The sequence below is a fragment of the Saccharococcus sp. Marseille-Q5394 genome, assembly GCF_946901335.1.
In the GTDB taxonomy this organism is placed as follows: domain Bacteria; phylum Bacillota; class Bacilli; order Bacillales_A; family Planococcaceae; genus Sporosarcina; species Sporosarcina luteola_C.
In genome coordinates this window covers 219,391-238,279 of the sequence record NZ_CAMPPQ010000001.1, presented here as the reverse complement: position 1 = coordinate 238,279, position 18,889 = coordinate 219,391, and the positions used below count along the sequence as shown (strand labels likewise).

Sequence of the window (18,889 nt, the reverse complement as noted above, 5' to 3'; positions counted from 1 at the left end):
TCAATTGTCTTCGTCGGTTTCTGAATATAAGTCGATTGTTTCGATATCGGATTCATCATCCGGTTCATTATCTAAATACGGATCCTCATTATATTCATCATTTCCATTTTCGGTAACGGCATATACATCCTCTTCAAATAGCCGTTCTCCGCTCGATTGATCGGAGATAGGCGGATAAATGCCTAGCTCACGAGCATCCGTTTCGCTTTTAATGTCGATTTTCCATCCAGTCAATTTGGCGGCCAAACGGGCATTCTGCCCACGTTTGCCAATCGCCAGCGATAACTGGTAATCTGGCACTACGACTGTTGTGGATCTGTCTTCTTCATTCACTTGCACGTCCAACACTTTGGATGGACTCAATGCATTTGCGACAAAGATTACAGGATCCTCGGACCATTCTACGATATCAACCTTTTCTCCATTCAATTCATTGGATATGGATTGGACGCGCGCACCTCTGGATCCGACGCATGAACCAACTGGATCGACTTCCTCATTGTTCGTATGAACTGAAATCTTCGATCGGTCCCCCGCTTCACGGGCAATCGATTTGATTTCAACTGTTCCGTCATAGATTTCCGGAACTTCCATTTCAAACAGCCGACGCAAAAGTCCTGGATGCGTACGGGAAACAAAAACTTGAGGCCCTCTCGAAGTGCGCTCAACTTTCGTAATATATACTTTGATGCGGTCATGAGGCTTGTAGGACTCTGTAGTGATCTGTTCACTCGAAGGCAGCACGGCCTCCACTTTCCCAAGCCCAACATATAGATTCCTTGCGTCCAGGCGCTCTACGATCCCATTGACGATGTCGTCTTCCCGATCTACATACTCATCATAGATCAGACCACGTTCAGCTTCACGAACACGCTGCGTAACAACTTGCTTGGCAGTTTGTGCTGCAATCCGGCCGAAATCACGTGGCGTCACTTCTTCTTCGACGATATCTCCGAGTTCATAGGCCGGGTTGATGGCTAACGCGTCTTCGAGTGCGATTTGAAGTCTTTCGTCTTCCACTTCTTCCACGACGTCTTTACGGGAATATACTTTCATCGTCCCTTTTTCCAAATTCAAATCGACGCGCACGTTTTGCGCCTGGTTGAAGTTTCTTTTATATGCGGTAACAAGTGCCGCCTCAATTGCTTCAACAATGACATCCCTTGAAATACCTTTCTGCTTTTCAAGGGCTGTCAATGCATCGAGTAGATCACTACTCATAATTAATCACTCCTATATTCAATTATGCGGAAAAATCGATTGCTAGTCGTGCAAATGCAATTTTTTCCTTGTCGATGATGACTTGCAATTTCCGTGTCTTGATGCGGATTTCAACTTCTGCAGCATCAGGACCGTAAGAAAGCAAGTATCCTTCAAACTCTTTCATGCCGTTGATCGGTTCGTACGTTTTAATGAATACATATTGCCCGACCGCTTTTACGAAGTCCTCTTCTTTTTTGAGCGGACGTTCGGCGCCGGGTGAGGAAACCTCAAGGAAATAGTTTTGAGGGATTGGATCAGTACGGTCCAGTTCTTCGCTCAGCCTTTCGCTGACGAGTGCACACTGCTCAATATCGATATTCCCTTCCGGCGTATCGATATAAACGCGTAAAAACCAGTCCCTTCCTTCTTTTACAAATTCAACATCAACTAATTCCAACTTAAGGTCATTCACTATCGGACTGACGAGCTTTTCAACTTCTTCTGTAATTTTACTCATCATAACCCTCCCGAGATTTGATTGAAACTTGTCTTATGCGAATAAACAACAGAAAAGAGCGGGAAATCCCACTCTTTTTTCGCAAGACATATAGCAAAAGTTGCTCCAATTGTACCATCTACTAGGTGTCAATGCAAACAATGTGCCAAAGCGGAGGCCACCCCGGAGTCTAGATGATGCTATGTGCTTGCCGTTGCCAAATGAAAGTTGTTTCAGAAAAGGGAAAGTTGGTTCGAATCGGGCATACCTTCCAGACAGCCTAATGAATCCATATATTCAATGACCGTTTTCGATACTCTCCCCCGTTGCTGCAGATCTTCCTTAGATAAGAAGATGCCATCCTTGCGAGCTTCGACAATCGCTTTGGCAACGTTCGTCCCTAGGGATGGAATCGCGTCGAAAGGCGGTATCAATTGATTGCCATCGATAAGAAATTCTGTGGAGTCGGATTTATATAGATCCGGTTTAGCGAATGAAAAGCCACGTTCGCACATTTCCAATGAAATCTCCAATACCGTGAGCAAGTTCTTTTCTTTAGGCGATGCTTCTAAGCCTTTATCATTAATTTCTTTGATTTTCGCCCGGATGGAAGCATTGCCTTTCGTCATTGTCGCTAGATCGTAATCGGTCGCGCGGACAGTGAAATACGCAGCGTAATACATGATCGGATAGTGCACTTTGAAATAAGCAATACGAAGCGCCATCAGAACATACGCGGCGGCGTGCGCCTTCGGGAACATGTATTTTATCTTTTTACATGAATCGATATACCAGCCGGGAACTTGGTTCGCCTTCATTGCCTCTTCGAATTCAGGCGTCAGCCCTTTCCCTTTCCGCACCGATTCCATTATCTTGAACGCCATCGCCGGCTCTAGCCCTTGGTAAATCAAGTAGACCATAATATCATCACGGCAGCCAATCACATCGGACAATTGGCAGATCTTATTTTGAATCAGCTCTTGGGCATTGCCTAGCCACACGTCGGTTCCGTGGGAAAGCCCGGAAATCTGAATAAGCTCCGAAAATGTTGACGGTTTTGTTTCCTCAAGCATTTGCCTTACGAAGCGCGTACCGAATTCCGGCACACCCAAAGTTCCAGTTTTGCAATCGATCTGCTCTTCTGTGACGCCTAATGAGGATGTCCCACTAAACAGAGCCATGACCCCTTCATCATCCGGCGGAATCGTTTTCGGATCGATGCCTGATAGGTCCTCAAGCATTTTAATCATCGTCGGATCATCATGTCCCAGAATATCCAACTTCAAAAGATTATTATCGATTGAATGGAAGTCGAAATGCGTTGTACGCCAACTTGACCCAGCATCGTCTGCCGGGAATTGGATCGGCGTGAAGTCGAAAATCTCCATATTATCCGGGACGACGATGATTCCGCCCGGATGCTGCCCTGTATTCCGTTTAACGCCTGTACAGCCTTGCACGAGCCTGTCAATTTCCGCGCCGCGCAAATGAAGGTTATTGTCATTCATATAACCCCTGACATAGCCGTACGCCGTTTTTTCGGCAACAGTTCCAATTGTTCCCGCACGATACACATAGTCTTCTCCGAAAAGTTCTTTTGTATAATTATGTGCATGTGCCTGGTATTCTCCACTGAAGTTCAAATCGATGTCCGGTACTTTATCTCCATTGAAACCAAGGAATGTTTCAAACGGGATGTCCTGGCCGTCTTTTCTTAACATCGCCCCGCATGACGGACATGCTTTGTCCGGCAAATCGAATCCGGATCCGACAGAACCATCATCGAAGAACTCCGATAGCTTGCAAGATGGGCATACGTAATGTGGTGGCATCGGATTCACTTCCGTGATTTCCATCATCGTTGCGACGAGGGACGATCCGACCGACCCACGGGATCCGACGAGATATCCATCATTCAAGGATTTCTTGACGAGCTTATGTGATATGAGATAAATGACCGCGAAGCCGTTGTCGATGATTGATTTCAATTCTTTCTCGATTCGCGCTTCGACTAATTCAGGCAATTGCTCCCCGTAAATATCGCGTGCCATCGAATAGGTCAATTCCCGAACATCGTCGTCCGCACCGACGATTGTCGGTGTATACAAATCATCTTTAATCACTTTCACATCTCCGATGCGGTCGGCCACTGCCTGCGGATTATCAATGACAATTTCTTCAGCGACTTCCTTGCCTAAAAACGAGAAGTGCTCGAGCATTTCATCAGTCGTCCGGAAATGGACTTCAGGCAATGAGTGACGGTTCATCGGATTTGCTCCGCCTTGGGAACGGACAAGAACTTGACGATACGTCGCGTCCGTTTCGTCAATATAGTGGACATTCCCCGTAGCACATACAGGAAGCCCCACCTTTTTCCCAAGCTTGATCATCTTTCGCATTATATCTTCAAGATTCCATTCATCCCTGATCAATTCCAATTCAATCAAATGGGAATAGGCAGGTTTCGGATGCAACTCCAGATAGTCATAGAAGCCTGCGATTTCTTCAACCTCTTCCATCGATTTCTGCATCAAACCTTCGAAGACTTCACCTTTGTCGCATCCCGAACCGACAAGGAGTCCCTTGCGGTATTTCATCAATAATGAACGAGGGATGCGCGGTACTCTGTAAAAGTAGTTCATATGGGAAATGGAAACGAGTTTGAATAGATTCTTCAAGCCTTCGTCATCCGTTGCAAGCAAAGTACAGTGGGATGGCCTTGAACGTTTGTAGGCATCCCCTTCCCCTATATGTTTATTGAAGTCATCCAAGTAAACGATTCCTTTTTCCGTCGCTGCCTCTTTCATAAGACGGATGAACAGATAGGCTGTCGCTTCGGTATCATAGATCGCGCGGTGATGCTGCGTCAGTTCAATATCGAACTTCTTCGCCAAGGTGTTCAATCTGTGATTCCGCATTTCCGGATAGAGGAAACGTGCCAATTCGAGTGTATCAATGACAGGATAGTTCTTGTCATGCAAACCCGCCTTTTTGCTCGCTTCATAAAAGAAGCCCATATCAAATGATGCGTTATGAGCGACAAGGATTGCATCCCCGATGAACTCCTTGAAGTCCTTTATGACTTCTGAAACTTCGGGAGCGTCTTTCACCATATCATCTGTTATGCCAGTAAGTTCAATCGTTGTGGAAGATAAGGGATGATGGGGGTTCGCGAACCTTTCAAATCGTTCCTTAAGCTCACCATTTACGACTTTGACTGCAGCCAACTCGATTATTGTGTCGTACACCGCAGATAGACCTGTCGTCTCCACGTCAAATACGACAAATGTTTCATTTTCGAGCTCACGATGCTGCTCGTCAAAGACAATCGGCACACCATCATCCACCAAGTTCGCTTCTAAACCGAATAACACTTTTATGCCATGTTTCTTGCCCGCAGAATAAGCTTCAGGAAACGATTGGACATTTGCATGATCGGTGATAGCAACTGCAGGATGCCCCCATTTCGCCGCCTGAGCGACTAATGCCGATGCCGATGTTACTGCATCCATTTGACTCATTGTCGTATGTGCATGCAATTCAATCCGTTTCCGGTCTTCAGGTGCGCTGTCTTTTCTGATGACAGGAGTGACCTCCATGATGTCCTGGGCCATCATGATGAGGTCCCGTACGAATGTATCGTTCTGGATGCTACCCCTCGCACGTACCCATGCTCCTTTTTTCAACGTTTTCATGAGCTCTGCATCTTCGTTATCCCGAGAAAACATTTTTACAAGAATTGAGTCTGTGTAATCCGTCACTTTTATTGTGAGCAATGATCGGCCGCTTCTTAATTCTCTAACCTCTGCATCAAAGACGTAGCCTTCGATTGTTAGGCGTCTTTCTTCATCCTGTATCGCCTGGATGCCAATGATCGGTTCATCGGGTTTGATCGGGACTCCCAATACGAATGGTCTGTTCCCGAAATCGCCGTTCTCCTTCTTCATCGCCTCCATTTTTTGAAGGTTGGCTAAGGCATTCTTGGCATACGCTTCTTCTTCCGCCTGTTTCTGCGCCATGAAAGCAAGTATTTCCGCTTCATTATTTTCCGCTTCCTCAGATATCGTGAATTCGATTGCCATCGATGGAAATCCGAAAGATTCATAAACCTCTGCGATAATGCGGCCATATTTATTTTTCATCGTTTGTTGTTCGAAATCATTTACGCAAGTCAATGTCATTTTCTCGCCAACGAGTACTGGCTTTTGTCCGGCAAGCCTCTCGCGGATCGGAGGCGACATATCCCGCATCTCCTGTAAGACAAATGGCCAATAGCCGACAATCAGTTCAGGATCCCCTTCTTTCGTCCGCACAGTAATTTGAAGGCGTACCGCGGCGATGGACGTAAAGGCTTCCGTCATCCTTTGTTGGAACAACTGAAAGACTTGGACAGGTAATGTTTTTTCCAATTCCACATTAAATTGCCACATTCTTGATTTACGGTGAATATCGACCCGTTCTAACGTTCCATGCTCGAAATGAACGATCATTTGATCATCTGCCATTCCGATTTGCTGCAGCAATGTCAGCAACTTCAATTTTGCATCCATATGTATCCCCCCGCTTCGTACAGTGAAAAGAAGGGAAGTACCGGTATCCGGCCTCCCCTCCCTACCTTTTATTTTTCATCCAAAATAGGCTTGCAGCTTTTCTGTTACTTCTTCTTTTTGCCACTCGACGGTTTCTCCAGTGCCCCTGAATTTCACTTCGATTATTCCATCCTGCGCTTTCTTGCCGATTGTCAGACGTACTGGCAACCCGATAAGATCTGCATCCGTGAACTTAACACCCGGCCGCACGTCACGATCGTCATGTAAAATGTCATATCGGTATGATTTTAGCAGATGATAAAGCTCATCCGACAGTTTTGATTGCGCTTCATCCTTACTGTTGATCGTAACGAGGTGAATATCATACGGGGAAATATGCTTCGGCCATTTTAACCCATTTGCATCATGATGCTGCTCAGCGACAGCCGCCAAAATCCTTGAAACGCCAATGCCATAGCACCCCATAATATAAGGTTGAGCTTTGCCGTTTTCATCGAGGTACGTCGCTTTCATCGGTCCGCTATAAGCGGTTCCCAATTTAAAGATATGGCCAAGTTCAATTCCTTTGGCAAATCGAATTGTTCCAATACCGTCCGGTGAAGGATCCCCTTCCCTGATGTATCTTAGATCTAAATAGCGCTCAATAGCAAAATCACGCTCAGGATTAACATTCATCAAATGGCATCCATCTTCGTTTGCCCCACAAACGCCATTTACGATCTTTTCGACCGCGAAATCTGCATACACTTTCAAATCCAGAGGCAGTTTGACAGGACCGATGGAGCCAGCTTTGCAAGCTAGCATTTCTTCAATCTCGCTCTCTGTAGCAAGGTTAATATCCTTTGCTTGCAATGCATTTTTCAACTTGATTTCGTTGATATCATAATCACCGCGTGACAACACGACAACTAGCTTTCCATCAGCTTTGAAGAGGAGCGTTTTAATCACTTTAGAAGGATCTACGTTTAAGAAGTCCGCTACATCCGCAATCGTCCTCTGTCCCGGCGTATCGACCTTCACGAGCTCTTTCAACGTTTCTTTGGATTTTACATATTCCGTATTGACTTCGGCCATTTCAATATTTGCGGCGTATGGGGAAGCGTCGCTGTAAGCAATCGTATCTTCCCCGATATCGGACAAGGCCATGAACTCGTGAGTTCCATCACCGCCGATTGTACCACCATCTGCAATGACAGTCCGGAAATCCAAGCCGAGTCTCGAAAAGATATTCGAGTAAGCTTGCATCATTTCATTATACTTCTCTTCTAGACTTTCTTTTGATGAATGGAACGAATAAGCATCCTTCATGATGAATTCCCTGCCGCGAAGCAGTCCGAAGCGCGGCCGTTTTTCATCCCTGAACTTCGTCTGGATCTGAAAGACCGTCAGCGGAAGTTTCTTATAGGATTTCACTTCATCCCGGATGAGTGAGGTAACCACTTCTTCATGAGTTGGGCCTAGAGCCAATTGACGATCATGTCGATCCTTAAGCCTGAAAAGTTCAGCTCCGTACGAAGACCATCGCCCTGACTCTTCCCAAAGCCCGGACGGCTGCAACGTCGGCATGAATATTTCAACTGCATCAATTGCCTCCATCTCTTCCCTTATGATGCTTTCAATCTTCCGAATCACTTTTTTTGCGAGCGGAAGAAAAGAATAAACACCACTCATATGTTGGCGGATATATCCTGCCCGGAGCAGAAGTTGATGGGAAATGATATCCGCATCCGTCGGTATTTCACGCATAGTCGGGATGAATGTCCGTGATTGTTTCATGAAGATTTCACCTCGAATTTCTATAATGAACTATATTATTAAAAAAAGAATCGTTGTATGTCATTCCAAGTAACGACGAGCATAAGAACCATCAGTAACATGATGCCAACAAAATGAACCATGCCCTCTTTCTGTTTGTCGATAGGTTTCCCTCGGACTCCTTCAAATAGGAAGAAGAGCAATCTTCCGCCGTCCAATGCAGGCAGCGGCAACAGATTCATGATTCCCAAGTTAATGCTTAACACGGCGGCCCAGTTCATAAGGGAAAACACACCCCATTGAGCGACCTCCTCTGTCGCTTTGTAAATGCCGACAGGTCCGCTTAATGCATCAATTGTAAACTTACCGGTGACGAGCATGCCGAGAAGTTCGAATATCCTTTTCATCCAGCTAAAGGTCTGCTCCGCGCCAAAAGCAAATGCTTTCAATGCATTCTTTTCAACTGGACTTTCATACATGACACCAATCTGACCGAATTCATCTCCATCTTTGACCACTTTCTCAGGAACGACCGCCATTGTCACCATTTCTCCGTTCCTCTCAACCTTCATTTGAAGGTTTTTGCCAGGATTTTTCTGAATGGTCTCGGTAAATTCCTGCCAGCTTTCAATCGATTTACCGTCCACTTCCTTGACGAAATCTCCAGCTTCCATACCCGCTGCGTAAGCAGCGCTATTACTGATAACTTCCTTAATGATCGGCTCATTTGTAGGGATGCCATGCAAAAGACCAATTGCCAAAAAGATGAAGAAAGCGAGGATGAAATTGAATAGAGGTCCTGCAAAAATAGCCATCGCCCGGCTGCCCAACGACTTCGAATCGAATTGGCGATCATAAGGCGCAATTAGCGTCTCCTGACCTTTTTCATAGATGACAGCATTTCGGGAAATTCTATATTTCACAAGATTCCCGTCCTCATCATATCCTTCGATGAAAAGTTCCTTACTTAAATCGGCAGCTTCCGTTTCCAAAAACAAGACATTCGGATTGGATACATCGCGGTTTAAATAAATCTTTTCGATTTCATCGTCATTATTCAGAATGACGCCTACCCGGTATCCGGGCTGTAATTCGACAGTGTCGAAATCCTCGCCAGCCATTCTTACATACCCGCCAAGCGGAAGGATACGGATCGTATAAAGAGTCTCCTTTTTCCGTATGGCAAGTATTTTCGGACCGAACCCAATTGCAAATTCACGTACCATGATGCCGGCTTTTTTCGCGAAAAGGAAATGCCCTAATTCATGAAAAAAAACAAGAGAGCCGAATATGATAATAAAAGCTATAACGGTTTCCATTAAAAACCACCTTAACTGGCCTCACCGGCCGATTTATGAAATACTTATTTCACCATATCATACACCATTTTACGGGTGCTTGAATCAGTTTCTAAAATCGTTTCCAAATCCGGAGATGAAATCGATTGATGATTGTCCATCATCCGTTCAACAATTTCCTCGATTTGAAGGAAAGGTATTCTGCCTTGCATGAACAGTTGGACAGCCACTTCATTTGCGGCATTCATCACTGTCGGCATCGTTCCGCCTTGCCTGCCTGCTTCGTAGGCGAGGGCGAGGGCTTTGAAACGGTTGAAATCCATCTTCTCAAAATGGAGTGTTCCAATTTCCTCTAGACGGAGCGGCTTGGCGTTTTGCATCGGAATCCGATCCGGATACGTCATCGCGTATTGGATCGGCACCCTCATGTCAGGAGAGCCGAGCTGTGCCATGACACTCGTGTCTTCGAATTCAACCATTGAATGGATAATGCTTTCCTTGTGTAATAAACATTCAATCCTGTCATACGGCATATTGAATAAATGATGAGCTTCAATCACTTCAAGCCCTTTGTTCATCATTGTAGCGGAATCGATCGTCAACTTATTGCCCATGGACCAATTCGGATGAGCCAACGCCTGCTGTACAGTAACGCCTTGCAATTGATCCCTTGACAGATCTCTGAAACTTCCGCCGGAAGCCGTCAGAATAAGCCGGGAAACCCGTTTGGGATTCTCGCCATTCATGGATTGGAATAGCGCTGAATGTTCACTGTCAACAGGTAGAAGCGCAACGTTCCTCTTTCTGGCTTCTTCCATGACAATGTCTCCCGCGGCTACGAGCGTCTCTTTGTTTGAAATGGCAATCGTGATGCCTTGCCGGATGGCTTCCATAGTCGGTTCCAGACCTACGCTCCCGATAACTGCATTGACGAGCATGTCTGCGCCAGTCTGCGCTGCTACAGCAACTAGACCTTCCTTGCCATGCACAAAACGCGTTTCCGGAAATTCCGATTGCAATGATTCTGCATCTTCTTTCCGCATCACAGATACGAGTTCCGGGCGGAATTGTGCCGTGATTTCCCTTACTTTCGGTATATTCATCCCGGCTGAAAAAGATACGAGTTTAAATTGCTCTTTGTTTGATTGAATAATATCGAGAGTCTGAGTGCCGATTGATCCCGTCGCACCGAGCAGACTAATTTTCTTCGTCATAATATGAATAACTTCCTTTCCATCAACCGACTAGGTGTAAAAAATGAATGAGCGGCAACACGAAAAGGAGACTATCGAAACGATCAAGAATTCCTCCATGTCCCGGCAACAGATTCCCGGAATCTTTCACATTGAAATGCCTCTTCAACGCTGACTCGACCAAATCCCCTAACTGTCCGACAATCGAAGCGATGATCGTTACGATGACCAACATTAAGAATGATGGCGCTAATGGATAAAAGATTTGGAAGACGCAAGCAAACAAGACGGCAAATGCGATGCCTCCGATAAACCCTTCAACTGTCTTATTCGGAGAGATATCCGGCCATAGTTTCCGTTTACCAATCTTCCTGCCAATAAAATATGCACCTGAGTCAGTTGTCCAAATTACTAGAAGTGCATAAAAAACATACTCAAACCCATAAAAACGGGTTTCAATCAAATAATAAAATCCGATGCCAACGTATAATGCACTAAATGCTGTAAACGCTGCATGATCGAATGTAAATCTATTTTTAGAGATGACTGTATAAATCAATAAAATAAGAATGAGTGCAAACATCATTTCAATTTTCGAATAGCCGATCCACTGCTCTACTTCAGCAGTCCATTTTGATGGCAGTAATAATATCGCGAGTGCAATCCAGACGGTAATACCTTCGAAAGAAAATATCCGAATATCTTTCATGCGCAGCAATTCATATAACCCGATTGAGGCAATAATATAAATGGCGATAGTAAATGGGAGCCCACCGATGATAACGAGCGGGAAAAATATGGCCAATGCGGCGATCGCTGTAATAATTCTCTGTTTCAATCTCCTTTATCCCCTTCCACACTTCCAAATCTTCGATTGCGCATTTGGAATTCTTCGATTGCGCTTAACATGCACGACTCATCGAAGTCCGGCCAGAGAACCTCTGTAAAGGAAAATTCCGAATAAGCTAGCTGCCAAAGCATGAAATTCGACAATCGCACTTCTCCACTCGTCCTGATGAGCAAGTCAGGTTCGGGCAAGTGTGATGTCATGAGATGTGATCCGATCAGTGATTCGTCAATCTCATTGACTGTTATTTGATTGTCGACAGCCATTTTGGCGATTTCTTTCACTGCCTCCACCATTTCCAGACGGCTGCCATAATTCATTGCGAAATTCAGGACAAGTCCATCATTGCTTGAAGTGGCTTCTATCGCTTTTACGATTGCCTCTTTGGTATGTGGCGGAAGGGCATCGAAATTCCCGATCATTTCAACCTTTACGTTCTGTTCGATCAGTTCAGGCAAGTACGTTGTCAGGAACTCACCGGGCAGTTTCATCAAAAAGTCGATCTCCATTTTTGGTCGCTTCCAGTTTTCAGTCGAAAATGCGTACAATGTCAAGACTTCGATACCAATTTCATTTGCAATCCGGGTAATTTTCCGGACGGTCTTCATTCCTTCATGATGGCCCGCAATCCGCGGTAAACTGCGTCGTCTTGCCCATCTGCCGTTTCCATCCATTATGATGGCGACGTGTGAAGGTATTGTTCTACTTTTGACTTTCGTAAGCCTGTCGGAAATTGATGGTTGGTTTTCTACAGTTTTTTTCCGTAACAGTTTATCTAGCATTCCGTTTCCTCCACTCGCCTGCTATTTGAGCAAGTACCTAGTCTATCGTATCAAATCGGCCGATAAATTTCATTTAAAACAGTTAAAAATTAGAGTTTGTGCTCTTTTAGATTATGCTTGTTGTGTAGTGAATTATTTATCATTCTGGAAAGTGAATGAAATACGGTCAGAAAAAAAGACGTCCTGAAAGTAGGACGCCCCAATGTATAGAAAGTTCTTCGATCAGATTTCCATGATTTCATTTTCTTTATCTTTTGCAAGCTCATCAATTTTAACGATGTAGGAATCAGTCAACTTCTGGATTTCTTCACCTTCACGGCGTAGTTCGTCCTCAGTGATGTCCCCATCTTTTTCAAGCTTTTTCAACTCATCATTAGCATCCCGGCGTACGTTGCGGATTGCAATCTTAGAGTCTTCTGCTTCTTTTTTGACTTCCTTCACCAATTCCTTGCGTCGCTCTTCCGTCAAAGCAGGTACTGCCAAACGGATGACAGATCCATCATTGGAAGGAGTGATACCGATATCCGATTTCAATATCGCCTTTTCAATATCACCTAAAGTCGTCTTATCATACGGCTGGATGACCATCAGTCTCGCCTCTGGCACAGAGATGCCTGCCATTTGGTTCAATGGCGTCGGAGCTCCGTAATAAAGTACTGAAATCCGATCAAGCAATGAAGCATTTGCACGTCCTGCCCGGATGGAAGCAAGCTGTCTCGAGAAAGACCCGATCGCTTTGTCCATTCTTTCCTTCGTTTGATCCATTACCGCTTTCGGCATTTACCCATTCCTCCTGACAACCGTACCGATTGGTTCACCAAGCACGGCCTTTTTAATATTTCCATTATCCATAATTGAGAATACTACGAGAGGGATATCATTGTCCATACATAGGGTTGAAGCAGTGGAATCCATGACTTCAAGGCCTTGGCTGATAACTTCCAAGTACGTCAATTCCGTGTATTTAACTGCGGTCTCATCTTTTAATGGATCCGCTGAATAGACGCCGTCAACATTGTTTTTCGCCATCAAGATGACGTCCGCTTCGATTTCAGCCGCTCTAAGTGCAGCTGTCGTATCCGTTGAGAAATAAGGATTCCCTGTTCCAGCGGCAAAAATGACGACCCGCTTTTTCTCAAGATGGCGAATCGCTTTCCTACGGATATATGGCTCAGCCACTTGCCGCATATCGATCGATGACGATACACGTGTTTCTACGTCTAACTTTTCAAGAGCGTCTTGAAGAGCCAATGAATTCATGACCGTGGCAAGCATACCCATATAATCCGCAGTTGTCCGGTCCATCCCCATCTCACTGCCAATTTTACCACGCCATATGTTTCCTCCACCAACTACGACCGCAACTTCCACACCAAGGTCAACAACTTCTTTCACTTGTACTGCGACTGTCTTGATGATTTCCGGTGATAGACCATAGCCTTTTTCACCCGCAAGTGCCTCGCCGCTAAGCTTCAAAACAATTCTTTTATATTTTGGGACGCCCATATGTACCCTCCGTCTACTGTGTTTTCTCGAAAAATAGGGAACACAATGTTGTGTCCCCTAATTGTTCTTTTATCTGATCAGTTGCCTTTTACTTGGCTCATGACTTCATCAGCAAAGTTGTCTTCGCGTTTTTCAATTCCTTCACCGACAGCATAACGGACGAATTCTTTCAGAGTTCCGCCAGTCGACTTAACGAAATCACGTACTTTTTGATCGGAGTTTTTAACGAATGCTTGGTCAAGAACACAAATATCTTCGAAATATTTTCCAAGACGTCCTTCAACCATTTTCGCAACGATGTTTTCTGGCTTGCCTTCATTCAATGCTTGTTCAGTAAGGACTTTACGCTCGCGCTCAACTTCGTCTTCTGAAACCTCATCACGTGAGATGTATTGTGGATTCATAGCTGCGATGTGCATTGCAACATCTTTAGCAGCTTCGGAGTCAGTAGTGCCTTCAAGGATTGTAAGAACCGCAATGCGGCCGCCCATATGAAGATAAGGACCGAATGCATCGTTGTCTGTTTTTGTTTTCAATTCAAAGCGGCGGAGAGTGATTTTCTCACCGATTTTAGCAACTGCATTGGAAATGTGGTCAGCGACTGAAAGGCCGTTTTCCATTTTCGATTCAGATGCTTCTTCTACAGTTGCCGGTTTTGTTGCTAAAAGGTGTTCGCCAAGTTCTTTTACAAGAGCTTGGAACGCTTCGTTTTTCGCAACGAAGTCCGTTTCAGCGTTCACTTCGAAAATGACAGCGTCGTTACCTTTCACGATGATGTCTGTTGTACCTTCAGCAGCGATGCGGTCAGCTTTTTTAGCTGCGCTTGATAGACCTTTTTCACGAAGGAAGTCTACCGCCGCGTCCATATCACCATTTACTTCAGTAAGTGCTTTTTTGCAGTCCATCATACCTGCGCCTGTTTTTTCGCGCAGTTCTTTTACCATTTGTGCTGTAATTGCCATTGTTAGTTCCTCCTGTATGAGTGATTTGAGACGACACCTTTAAAAAAGACGATAAGGGGTTGGCCGCTTATCGTCTGTTCTATTACTACTATTACTCTGCAGCTGCCGTTTCAGTCGCTTCTTCAGATACTTCTTCATCAGCGCCTTGTCTTGATTCGATCAATGCATCTGCCATTTTGCTAGTAAGTAGACGAACCGCACGGATTGCATCGTCATTCGCAGGAATGACATAGTCGATTTCGTCCGGATCACAGTTCGTATCAACAATACCGACGAGTGGAATGTTCAATTTGATTGCTTCCGCCACAGCGATGCGCTCTTTACGAGGGTCAACAACGAAGATGACGTCTGGCAATGATTTCATATCACGGATACCGCCTAGGAATTTCACAAGACGATCGTGTTCTTTTCGTAGTTCAGATACTTCTTTCTTAGGAAGTACATCGAATGTACCGTCTTCTTCCATCGTTTCGATCTTTTTCATACGTGCAACACGTTTTTGGATCGTACCGAAGTTTGTAAGTGTACCACCAAGCCAACGTTGGTTGATGTAGTACATTCCTGCGCGCTCAGCTTCTTCTTTGATTGCATCTTGTGCTTGCTTCTTAGTTCCAACGAAAAGAACTTTCCCGCCATCTGCACCTACTTGACGCATGAAGTCATAAGCTTCTTCAAGTTTTTTCACCGTCTTTTGAAGATCGATGATGTATATTCCGTTACGCTCTACGAAAATATACTTTTTCATTTTCGGGTTCCAACGACGAGTTTGGTGTCCGAAATGTACACCTGCTTCAAGCAGTTGTTTCATTGAGATTACTGACATTTGTTTTTCCTCCAATTTGGTTATATTCCTCCGTATGTCTCATGTGATGGAATGACCTGTCGGCACCTGTTCCCATCATCCACATACGTGTGTAGTAACACCATTTGATAATATACCATACTGATAATTCGATTGCAACTCACTTCACCTGAATTTAAGAAGCAATTCCACTTCAGTCTTCCCTTTGCCAAGCCTTTTTGCGATTTCCTCGATCGACTTTCCGTTATCATGCATACGGATCGCAAGCGTCCGATCATCCAATCCGGATTCTTCTATTACCTGTACGGCAAGACTGTCCTTGTTCAAAGTTGGCGCTGCCTGATAGGATTTCAACGCGGCTTTCAATGGGTAGCCCGGCGTCTTAATGGGAAACGTCTTCATATCAGGCGACTGGGTGGGATCTTCTGTTGGACGATCTACACGTGCAGTCTCCCTAAGACTCCTGCCTTCCTCCTGCTTGTCGATGATGTTGATGAGGCGATCATTTTCCTCTTTCAATTCGGATAAGTAAGCACCGATCGCATCGTCCATTTCCGCCATCAGTTTATGCTGTTTCTTTTCCAAGTTGTTGAATTTGGAAACTTTCATGTACAGCAACGCTATGAAATAAAAGCCAATCACTTGTAAGATGAATAAAAATAATAAAAATACCGTTTGCATACTAGTTATCCTGTAAAGTCGACAAACGAACCTTTATAAGGATGCGTAGTCTTCTTTTCCTCTGCATTATGTTGTTGTTCCTTATCAGTACGGTCATGCTCCTGATTTTTCCCTTTTGCGTCTTTATCCGCTTTGGCATACTTCTCGGAATGACGGACACTTTCCCTGTTCTTCAATGTCTCTTTTTCAGTTTGAAGCTGTGCCTGTTCCTGGTTAAGCTGTGATTGTTGCTGTTTTTGTTCTGCCATCTTTCCCGCATCGAACGTTTTAGGGATTGCTATTTGGAGTTCGATTCCTTTTAGGCTCATAAAATCCCTCCATCGACAATTTCCGGCAACAGCAATTTCCGTAGTTTGAAAAGTGCTTTTGAATGGATTTGCGAAATTCTTGATGTTGATAAGCTGAGGATTTCCCCAATTTCCGTCAACGTCATTTCATCTGTGTAAAACAGATTCAAAACCAGCTGTTCGTTATGATTGAGTTCTTTTATTTTCAATGCCAAATCACCGACAAGCTCTCCCATGACAATCTGCTGTTCAGGAGTACGTTCATGATCGTCCTTTATAATAAAGGATTTCTGTCCTTCCTCTTCATCATCATTCATACGCTCATCTATGGATAAAACATTAGAAAAATAGTGTTCCTGCACAGTCTGATAGACTTCATCGACAGAAACCCCTAGATGGTCCGCTATCTCTTCAGGCGTAGCATGGCGCTGCAGGTTCTGCTCCAATTTCGAGATCTCTTCCTCAAGCTTCTTCGATCTCTCACGGGAAGAACGCGGCAACCAGTCTTCTTTCCGCAAACCGTCGATGATCGATCCGCGGATCCTGAACGAAGCATACGTATCAAATTTCAAGTCCCTGCCCGGATCGAATTTCGTCAAAGCGTCAAATAGCCCTTGAAGTCCCAGGCTCATGATTTCATCCCGCGAAACATTGCGTGGCAAACCTGAGCCGATTCGCTGTACATGGTAATTTACGAGAGGCGTATACTTTCTGACCAGTTTGTCACCGGCATCGGGATCCCGATCATTCAACCATAGTTTCCAACATGCATCTTCTTCCGTCAGACCCTCTTTTGACATCGAATCCCTCACTTTCCATGATGTTTCCGTTAAAAATAAAGAATTTGTATGATTTCTATTATAGCAAATTTCGACAAAAAATAGCGACTGAATCGTTCAGTCGCCTCGCTGCCTCTATTCCCTTGAATAACATTTTAAATTTCTTTCGTTCCCAAATTGACTGTCCGGATGCTCAATGCGCTAGTCATCGGGTCGAACTCGATTGTCCGCCCGCTGGAACCGCCTGTATCCTCCGCTATGATCGGAATGGAAAGTCGGGCAAGCTCCTTTTTGACAGCTTCGACGTTCCGGGGACCGATGCGGATGGAATCACTGGAGCCGAACTGAAACATTTGGGAGCCTCCCGCAATTTTAGCCTTTAAGGATAGCGGGCGAACCCCTTCCGCTTTTAACAGTTCCATTAATGAATAAATGCCTGTGTCTGCAAACTTTGCCGCATTTAATCGGTCAGACCTTCCTAGACTCGAATCGGGAAGCATTACATGAAGTAGTCCTGCAATCTTCTTCGTTTCGTCATAAAGCACGACTCCGACGCACGATCCTAAACCGGATGTCCGGATTGAATTTGGCGCATGCACCAAATTCATATCGGCGATTCCGACCCTGATAATCGTTTTGCCTATGCCCATCTTACAGCACACCCAACGACCGGAAAATCGTTATATATGATTCTGGATCGGGAAGTAGAAAGAAATGTCCATCCACGCTCGAATTTCCGTTATCGCCTTGCTCTTCAATGCGCGTATCGATGACGATGACCTCATCGCTATAATGGGACACTTCAATAAGACCAAAGCTGACAATGGCTCCAACCATATCTACACTTAATGACGGAACTGTCGGATGGACTTTCAATCCTGTGAAATCCGATAATGCCGCTAAATAGGAACCTGATAAAATATTCCCAAGCTCTTGCATTGCCGATATGCCCATCTCAGGAATCGGTGTCTTAGAGAAGTCGAAATCTTCATCGCCGATCAATCTACGGATGAACTGGTTTGCGGAATCGATCGGCAGGACGAAGAACATGCTGCCGGATAGGTCACCTTGAATTCTGAGGTAGATGCCTGCCACGATTCGTTCGGCTCCGCCTGCCAAATCAAACATTTCATCAAAGGAGACGAGTGAAACTTTAGGAACATGCATTTCAATCTTCCTGCTGAGCAATTGCGAAAGGGAGGTTGCTGCATGAGCTGCACCAATATTGCCTATTTCCTTCAAGACGTCGAGATGCATATCTGTAATCTCGTGATCAGATTTCATCAGTAGTCACTCTTTTCACAGGATGGAGCACTTTTTCGAGATTCAGCATGACCAGTAGCCGCTTATCCATTTTGGCCACTCCCGAAATGAATTCCGATTCGATCGATCCGACGACATCGGGCTGAGGCTCAATCGAATTGACCGGAATATCGATCACATCGTTCGCAGCATCAACGATAAGCCCAACTTCAAATTCCTCTAATGAAACAATGATAATCCTGCTAGTGTCATCAAGTGGCTTCACTTCCATGCCGAAACGTTCCCGCAGATCGACAATCGGAGTGACAACTCCTCTTAAGTTAATGACGCCTTTAATATAGGATGGTGTTTTCGGAACTCTCGTAATCGATATAAGTTTCTCAATCGACTCGACAACGTCTACTCCAACGGCATATTCCTTATCCATCAACTGGAACACGATCACTTTCATTTCTTTAGTACTTTCACTTACTTCAGCCATTGCT

At 44.8% G+C, this 18,889-nt stretch carries 17 protein-coding genes and 1 pseudogene; all 18 read right to left on the bottom strand.

The annotated features are described in order from the left end of the window. The gene (gene nusA / locus OC538_RS01170) at positions 1-1,221 is read right to left on the bottom strand and encodes a transcription termination factor NusA (protein WP_251694785.1); all 1,221 of its coding nucleotides are present in this window, start codon (positions 1,219-1,221) and stop codon (positions 1-3) included. Between the two features lie 22 nt (positions 1,222-1,243). Next, entirely contained in the window at positions 1,244-1,720 is a 477-nt protein-coding gene (rimP, locus tag OC538_RS01165) for a ribosome maturation factor RimP (protein WP_251694786.1), read from the bottom strand. A 212-nt stretch (positions 1,721-1,932) separates the two neighbouring features. Further along, entirely contained in the window at positions 1,933-6,249 is a 4,317-nt protein-coding gene (locus OC538_RS01160; RefSeq protein WP_262172951.1) for a PolC-type DNA polymerase III, read from the bottom strand. 75 nt (positions 6,250-6,324) lie between these two features. Further along, positions 6,325-8,025, bottom strand: coding sequence for a proline--tRNA ligase (locus OC538_RS01155; protein ID WP_262172949.1), 1,701 nt, complete (start codon positions 8,023-8,025; stop codon positions 6,325-6,327). 38 nt (positions 8,026-8,063) lie between these two features. After that, a complete protein-coding gene (gene rseP, locus OC538_RS01150) occupies positions 8,064-9,323 on the bottom strand; it encodes an RIP metalloprotease RseP (protein WP_262172947.1) in 1,260 nt (419 codons plus the stop codon). Between the two features lie 44 nt (positions 9,324-9,367). Continuing rightward, positions 9,368-10,516 carry a 1-deoxy-D-xylulose-5-phosphate reductoisomerase gene (gene dxr / locus OC538_RS01145; protein WP_251694790.1) on the bottom strand — a complete coding sequence of 383 codons (1,149 nt, stop codon included), beginning with the start codon at positions 10,514-10,516 and terminating at the stop codon, positions 9,368-9,370. A 22-nt stretch (positions 10,517-10,538) separates the two neighbouring features. Then, entirely contained in the window at positions 10,539-11,333 is a 795-nt protein-coding gene (locus OC538_RS01140; RefSeq protein WP_251694791.1) for a phosphatidate cytidylyltransferase, read from the bottom strand. Then, positions 11,330-12,124 carry an isoprenyl transferase gene (locus OC538_RS01135; RefSeq protein WP_251694792.1) on the bottom strand — a complete coding sequence of 265 codons (795 nt, stop codon included), beginning with the start codon at positions 12,122-12,124 and terminating at the stop codon, positions 11,330-11,332. The genes OC538_RS01140 and OC538_RS01135 overlap by 4 nt, the downstream gene beginning before the upstream one ends. Before the next feature lie 222 nt (positions 12,125-12,346). Next, positions 12,347-12,904 (bottom strand): ribosome recycling factor, encoded by a 558-nt coding sequence (gene frr, locus OC538_RS01130; RefSeq protein WP_251694793.1) that lies wholly within the window; start codon positions 12,902-12,904, stop codon positions 12,347-12,349. Continuing rightward, a complete protein-coding gene (gene pyrH, locus OC538_RS01125; RefSeq protein ID WP_251624027.1) occupies positions 12,905-13,630 on the bottom strand; it encodes a UMP kinase in 726 nt (241 codons plus the stop codon). It lies immediately after the preceding gene. A gap of 77 nt (positions 13,631-13,707) precedes the next feature. After that, the gene (gene tsf, locus OC538_RS01120; protein WP_251694794.1) at positions 13,708-14,592 is read right to left on the bottom strand and encodes a translation elongation factor Ts; all 885 of its coding nucleotides are present in this window, start codon (positions 14,590-14,592) and stop codon (positions 13,708-13,710) included. A gap of 91 nt (positions 14,593-14,683) precedes the next feature. Continuing rightward, a complete protein-coding gene (gene rpsB / locus OC538_RS01115; RefSeq protein ID WP_251624024.1) occupies positions 14,684-15,415 on the bottom strand; it encodes a 30S ribosomal protein S2 in 732 nt (243 codons plus the stop codon). Positions 15,416-15,559: 144 nt separating this feature from the next. Further along, positions 15,560-16,075, bottom strand: coding sequence for a hypothetical protein (locus OC538_RS01110; RefSeq protein WP_262172941.1), 516 nt, complete (start codon positions 16,073-16,075; stop codon positions 15,560-15,562). A 5-nt stretch (positions 16,076-16,080) separates the two neighbouring features. After that, a complete protein-coding gene (locus OC538_RS01105; RefSeq protein WP_262172939.1) occupies positions 16,081-16,383 on the bottom strand; it encodes a hypothetical protein in 303 nt (100 codons plus the stop codon). Beyond that, positions 16,380-17,162, bottom strand: a complete 783-nt coding sequence (locus OC538_RS01100) for a FliA/WhiG family RNA polymerase sigma factor (RefSeq protein WP_262172938.1) — start codon at positions 17,160-17,162, stop codon at positions 16,380-16,382. Before OC538_RS01100 ends, OC538_RS01105 begins: the two co-directional genes overlap by 4 nt. A gap of 221 nt (positions 17,163-17,383) precedes the next feature. Next, positions 17,384-17,641, bottom strand: a pseudogene (locus OC538_RS17945) (chemotaxis protein CheD); the annotation flags it as partial. Between the two features lie 151 nt (positions 17,642-17,792). Further along, on the bottom strand, positions 17,793-18,425 hold the full coding sequence (locus OC538_RS01090; RefSeq protein ID WP_262172935.1) for a chemotaxis protein CheC: 633 nt from the start codon (positions 18,423-18,425) through the stop codon (positions 17,793-17,795). Continuing rightward, complete coding sequence (locus OC538_RS01085) at positions 18,415-18,885, bottom strand: chemotaxis protein CheW (protein ID WP_262172934.1); 471 nt, start codon at positions 18,883-18,885, stop codon at positions 18,415-18,417. Before OC538_RS01085 ends, OC538_RS01090 begins: the two co-directional genes overlap by 11 nt. Between the last annotated feature and the right edge of the window lie 4 nt (positions 18,886-18,889).

What these genes read in the sequence shown, in the direction of transcription:
- nusA (WP_251694785.1), bottom strand. Translation starts at nt 1,221, where the DNA reads ATGAGTAGTGATCTACTCGATGCATTGACAGCCCTTGAAAAGCAGAAA.
- rimP (WP_251694786.1), bottom strand. Translation starts at nt 1,720, where the DNA reads ATGAGTAAAATTACAGAAGAAGTTGAAAAGCTCGTCAGTCCGATAGTG.
- OC538_RS01160 (WP_262172951.1), bottom strand. Translation starts at nt 6,249, where the DNA reads ATGGATGCAAAATTGAAGTTGCTGACATTGCTGCAGCAAATCGGAATG.
- OC538_RS01155 (WP_262172949.1), bottom strand. Translation starts at nt 8,025, where the DNA reads ATGAAACAATCACGGACATTCATCCCGACTATGCGTGAAATACCGACG.
- rseP (WP_262172947.1), bottom strand. Translation starts at nt 9,323, where the DNA reads ATGGAAACCGTTATAGCTTTTATTATCATATTCGGCTCTCTTGTTTTT.
- dxr (WP_251694790.1), bottom strand. Translation starts at nt 10,516, where the DNA reads ATGACGAAGAAAATTAGTCTGCTCGGTGCGACGGGATCAATCGGCACT.
- OC538_RS01135 (WP_251694792.1), bottom strand. Translation starts at nt 12,124, where the DNA reads ATGCTAGATAAACTGTTACGGAAAAAAACTGTAGAAAACCAACCATCA.
- frr (WP_251694793.1), bottom strand. Translation starts at nt 12,904, where the DNA reads ATGCCGAAAGCGGTAATGGATCAAACGAAGGAAAGAATGGACAAAGCG.
- pyrH (WP_251624027.1), bottom strand. Translation starts at nt 13,630, where the DNA reads ATGGGCGTCCCAAAATATAAAAGAATTGTTTTGAAGCTTAGCGGCGAG.
- tsf (WP_251694794.1), bottom strand. Translation starts at nt 14,592, where the DNA reads ATGGCAATTACAGCACAAATGGTAAAAGAACTGCGCGAAAAAACAGGC.
- rpsB (WP_251624024.1), bottom strand. Translation starts at nt 15,415, where the DNA reads ATGTCAGTAATCTCAATGAAACAACTGCTTGAAGCAGGTGTACATTTC.
- OC538_RS01110 (WP_262172941.1), bottom strand. Translation starts at nt 16,075, where the DNA reads ATGCAAACGGTATTTTTATTATTTTTATTCATCTTACAAGTGATTGGC.
- OC538_RS01105 (WP_262172939.1), bottom strand. Translation starts at nt 16,383, where the DNA reads ATGAGCCTAAAAGGAATCGAACTCCAAATAGCAATCCCTAAAACGTTC.
- OC538_RS01100 (WP_262172938.1), bottom strand. Translation starts at nt 17,162, where the DNA reads ATGTCAAAAGAGGGTCTGACGGAAGAAGATGCATGTTGGAAACTATGG.
- OC538_RS01090 (WP_262172935.1), bottom strand. Translation starts at nt 18,425, where the DNA reads ATGAAATCTGATCACGAGATTACAGATATGCATCTCGACGTCTTGAAG.
- OC538_RS01085 (WP_262172934.1), bottom strand. Translation starts at nt 18,885, where the DNA reads ATGGCTGAAGTAAGTGAAAGTACTAAAGAAATGAAAGTGATCGTGTTC.